A 4,624-nucleotide genomic window follows, 5' to 3' on the forward strand; every position below is an offset into this window, starting at 1 on the left:
GGTCTAGATTCTTCTACTCTATTAACTATATCTGCATCTATTCCATAAAGTGCTCTGTATTGTACGGGTTATATCTCTATTTTATAGTTCATATTTTTTGTATATATAATTAAATCTTTTCTATTTTTCATATTTAGCTTAGATAAAATACTTGTTACATGTTTTTTTATTGTATGCTCTGTAATATATAATTTCTTTGCTATATCTTTATTACTAAAACCTTCTTTAACTTTCTCTAAAACTTCTTTTTCTCTATATGTTAAAATATCTAATTTATCTTCATCTTTACTGTATATTACATCTTGAAGTAATTCTGTATCGTAATGTTTTTTACCCTTTAATACAGTTTTAATTATATAGACAAGTTCCTCCTTTTCAGGAACATCAGTTATATATCCTTCTATCCCATTTTTCATTGATCTTAAAATCATATTTTTATTACTATTTTTATCAAAAATTAATATTTTGATATTATTAGAATCATTTTTTATTAAAGCTATTTCATCCATTACATCACTTTCTGCATGTATTAGCATAAATTCTACTTTAGATAAATCTATGTCTTTAACTTCTCTTAAATTTTTTATTCCTCTAAAATTATAACCTTCAATTTTATTGCTGAATAATGTTTCTAGTGCATCTATAACTAAAAACATTCTAGACACTATTAATACTTCCATGACTCGACTCCCTATACAAAATATTTATTTTGCATAAAAAACTTCTTTTTATACAAAATAAAAGAAGCCGGTTGCACTACTAACTCCATATATCCCAAGTGCCCAAATACAGAATATACTTCTTCGTTTCTTTATAGTAATATTATATCATATACAGCAGTATATTACATTAACTCTTAAATATTTTGCTTGTCAAAATATTTTAAATTTTAATAAAATAATTGCGCTATATACCACTCGTATTGCATCTATTTAATATTTGAAACTTAATTTTTACAAAATTTATATAATGAAAAAATAACCTCCTTTGGTTGAATGAAAGTAATGACAAATCCATCATAAAGAGGTTATTTTTTATGAATTTTTTAATCTACTAATAATGATACTAAATTTATTAAACAATTCTAAGAATTTAAAATGTTGTATAACTGAACTTCAAAATGATATTAATATATAGTCTAAATATGCTCCTAGCTTAGCTAAATTTTTCACCTCTATTTTCTTATCCTTAAGTTCATTACACCTTTTAAGTATTATTTAACATATTCACCTTTAACTATAAGTCTATGGCTACCTATAAATTTAGGTGTACAAGTTACTAAAGTTATTTCCTTTTTTTCTGTCGAATCTATTACACTAACTTCCTCTGGTTCAACAACTTCTATATTACTTACTTTATACCTATATATTTTTCCTTTCGATTCTACTTTTATCTCATCATTTTTCTCTAATTTATCTAAATTTGATAAAAATTTATTGCTTGTATAGTTCCTATGTCCTGCTATTGCGAAATTGCCCTCTTCACCAGGCATAACTGACCCCTCAAAATGTCCAACTGAACTTTTTAATGTTTCCTTGTCTGTTCCTGTTTTTACAACTACTTCTAAATCGATTTTGGGTATATTTAATATCCCTACTATATTTTCTATATAAGGTTCAGTTCTATCTATTTCCTCATATTTAGTACTTTTTTTATATTTCTCCACTACTTTATTATTTTTTTGAGATATATTATAATTTGTATATATAACTACTGATATGATTAATAACCCCACTGCTATAAATATTTTACCTATAGTTCTTCTCATTTTATCACCTTGAGTTCTAATCTTTATAATAAAAGAAAATTAATCCTGATAATAATATTAATTCAACCGCGATAATCTTAGGATTAGATAAGAATTTAATTAAATATCCCAACTTAGGTATACTAAATTTAACTTCACCTATTATATTATCTTCTATTAATTCATCTGCATCATTCACATTATTATTATCACCTTTTGTAATATATCCTTCATTTGTTTCTTCTATTATTCTATGTGTTATTATCACACCTTCATTATCTCTAAAAATTACTACGTCATTTACTTTTATATCTGTTTTATTTTTATGTTTTATTATTACTAAATCACCTGGATAAAATTCTGGTTCCATACTTCCAGATAGTACTGTATAACTTCTATATCCAATTAATTCAAATAACTTATCTGATTTAGTTGTTAGTAGGTTTAGCACTAATACTACCAGTACAAATATAACCATACTATTTAATATTTTAGATATATCAAATTTCTTTTTTTCTGTTTTTTTTGATTCCACCTTAATTCTCCTTAACTAAATAAAAGTGCTATCTTTGAAGACACCACTTTTATATTTATAATTACACATCTATATTTTCATTAGATATTTCTATTGTCACAGGTTGACTTGGTATACTTACATCTTGCTTTGGTTCACTTGATCCTTCTATCTCTTCTTTGGGTGGTTCTACTTCTTCTGGTTCACTTGGTTCTTCTATACTTTCCTTTGGTGGTTCTACTTCTTCTGGTTTATTTGGTGCTTCTATATCTTCCTTTGGTGGTTCTACTTCTTCTGGTTTATTTGGTGCTTCTATATCTTCCTTTGGTGGTTCTACTTCCTCTGGTTTATTCGGTTCTTCTGTCTCTTCTTTTGGTAGCTCTACTTCTTCATTTTTAGCCATATTAATAACTAAATCACATAATACTTCCTTTGTATCAGTAAACCAAGAATAAGTTATCATGCTTTGTGTAAATCCTATAACTAATGCTAGAAATAAACTACACATAGTAGGTTTCATAACTTTTTTTATATTGTTTTCTTTTACTCTTCTTAATCTACCCATGGTGTTTACCTCCTTTGATTTTTGATGTTTTTTTATTTAGCACCATACCTGTACCTACTACTATAGTTCCTAAAATTAATAAACTTGATGAATTTATTACGCCTCCGGTTTGTGGCAATTTATCTATATTATCAGTCGTTCCTCCTATATTAGAACAAGATTCTCCGTTGTTGTCTCCTCCAGATCCTCCGTTGTTGTCTCCTCCAGATCCTCCGTTGTTGTCTCCTCCAGATTCTCCATTGTTGTCCCCTCCAGATTCTCCATTGTTGTCTCCTCCAGATTCTCCATTGTTGTCTCCTCCAGATTCTCCGTTGTTGTCTCCTTCAGATCCTCCGTTGTTGTCTCCTTCAGATCCTCCGTTGTTGTCTCCTCCAGATCCTCCGTTGTTGTCTCCTCCAGATCCTCCGTTGTTGTCAACTTTATATGCAACGCCTATACTAAATATATTTTCAAGGTACTGTGCATCATTACTCATTATTCCATCCATATCTATAGTCATATTTAGAAGTTCTTTGTTGTTAGACTTTATACTTATTTCTTGTGATAAAACTATCCCTTTTTCATGTATAAGATTATCTAACTTATCTTTAAATAATATATTATCTTTGTACATCAACTTTACTGTACTATTTTTAGATAATTCTTTAAACTGTTTACTATTTACATTTAATATCTGATTTGTTTTCAAATCTTTAGATGATTTTAATTGTATATATAATCTATCTATTTTTACATTATCTTTTTTATTATTTGTTATATAAAAACTCTTTGATTCTACTCTGCCTGGGTACCATATACCATCCTCATTAGTAAATACATTCTCTATTGATATATCTTGATTGTTGTTAGCATAGGAACTAGGTGACATAATAGATATAAAAGTTATTATTATTAATACTTCAATTACTTTTTTACTTAGCTTCATTATATACTCATCTCACTTTTATATTAAATAACGCATTCTAATATAAGAATGCGCTTAAATACTATTATTTCTCATTTATTAAACTTAATTATATTAATTATTTTTCTTTATTTGAGTAGCTGTTATTTTAATAGGTTCCATATTTTTTCCTGGTGCGAACTCAGAAAACTCATTACTGTCTCCATAGGCATCTTTACTTAACATGTTTTCATTAACTTTTACTACTATCTCAAATTGACCTGTTTCACCTTTGCTAAGATTTTCTATTTTTTCTAATCCAGGTGTAGTTATTTCATAATTTTCTGTTCCATTTGTTTGTTTTCCGCCTTCTACTTTTAATTCTCTGTCAAGATTTGTTTCACCTCTGCCTTTGTCTCCATTTTTTACTGTTACAATTTTAGTAAGTATATCTCCTGGTGCTAATGCGTCCCATCTATTATCACCTTGAGAGTATGCATTTAGTCCATCAGATTTCCAGTCGCTTTCTTCTACCTCTAAACCTATACCTCCTGTAACTATAACTAATTCTGATGTTACTGTTTCTTCATTTGTAAACCAAGCCTTCGTTCCTACAAAAGTTCCTCCTACTAGTAATGTTGCTGCTAAAGCGTACGCTATCGTTTTGTTCTTCTTCACTTTATCTTCATCCCCCAGTTAAATATATATTTATTTTCTATATAAATACATTGTATACTCATAGATAATATAAATATATTATCTAACATTCCCATTTTCACTTACACCACACAGTTACTATTTTTATCTATTTGTGTATTACAAACTCTACTTTTTGGTATACTCTATCATATACTTTAGTATAATTTAAATAATATTAAGCAAAAAAAGAGGTTAGTTTGCACTAACCTCTTAAAA

At 27.8% G+C, this 4,624-nt stretch carries 6 protein-coding genes and 1 riboswitch; all 6 genes read right to left on the reverse strand.

Annotated features, from left to right (window positions below):
• Positions 1 to 68: 68 nt before the first annotated feature.
• Positions 69 to 680, reverse strand: a complete 612-nt coding sequence (locus tag BN899_RS15430; protein ID WP_042277299.1) for a response regulator transcription factor — start codon at positions 678 to 680, stop codon at positions 69 to 71.
• A gap of 56 nt (positions 681 to 736) precedes the next feature.
• Positions 737 to 818: riboswitch (cyclic di-GMP riboswitch) on the reverse strand.
• A gap of 395 nt (positions 819 to 1,213) precedes the next feature.
• Positions 1,214 to 1,768, reverse strand: a complete 555-nt coding sequence (locus tag BN899_RS15435; RefSeq protein WP_042277300.1) for a class D sortase — start codon at positions 1,766 to 1,768, stop codon at positions 1,214 to 1,216.
• 16 nt (positions 1,769 to 1,784) lie between these two features.
• Positions 1,785 to 2,282 carry a signal peptidase I gene (locus BN899_RS15440; protein ID WP_052356881.1) on the reverse strand — a complete coding sequence of 166 codons (498 nt, stop codon included), beginning with the start codon at positions 2,280 to 2,282 and terminating at the stop codon, positions 1,785 to 1,787.
• Between the two features lie 61 nt (positions 2,283 to 2,343).
• The gene (locus BN899_RS15445) at positions 2,344 to 2,826 is read right to left on the reverse strand and encodes a hypothetical protein (RefSeq protein WP_052356882.1); all 483 of its coding nucleotides are present in this window, start codon (positions 2,824 to 2,826) and stop codon (positions 2,344 to 2,346) included.
• Positions 2,819 to 3,751, reverse strand: coding sequence for an LPXTG cell wall anchor domain-containing protein (locus BN899_RS15450; RefSeq protein WP_052356883.1), 933 nt, complete (start codon positions 3,749 to 3,751; stop codon positions 2,819 to 2,821). The genes BN899_RS15445 and BN899_RS15450 overlap by 8 nt, the downstream gene beginning before the upstream one ends.
• A 93-nt stretch (positions 3,752 to 3,844) precedes the next feature.
• Entirely contained in the window at positions 3,845 to 4,387 is a 543-nt protein-coding gene (locus BN899_RS15455) for a hypothetical protein (protein ID WP_042277302.1), read from the reverse strand.
• Positions 4,388 to 4,624 lie beyond the last annotated feature (237 nt).

Origin of the sequence: Faecalimicrobium dakarense (assembly GCF_000499525.1) — a bacterium.
Lineage (GTDB): Bacteria > Bacillota > Clostridia > Peptostreptococcales > Peptostreptococcaceae > Faecalimicrobium > Faecalimicrobium dakarense.

What these genes read in the sequence shown, in the direction of transcription:
- BN899_RS15450 (WP_052356883.1), bottom strand. Translation starts at nt 3,751, where the DNA reads ATGAAGCTAAGTAAAAAAGTAATTGAAGTATTAATAATAATAACTTTT.
- BN899_RS15435 (WP_042277300.1), bottom strand. Translation starts at nt 1,768, where the DNA reads ATGAGAAGAACTATAGGTAAAATATTTATAGCAGTGGGGTTATTAATC.
- BN899_RS15445 (WP_052356882.1), bottom strand. Translation starts at nt 2,826, where the DNA reads ATGGGTAGATTAAGAAGAGTAAAAGAAAACAATATAAAAAAAGTTATG.
- BN899_RS15430 (WP_042277299.1), bottom strand. Translation starts at nt 680, where the DNA reads ATGGAAGTATTAATAGTGTCTAGAATGTTTTTAGTTATAGATGCACTA.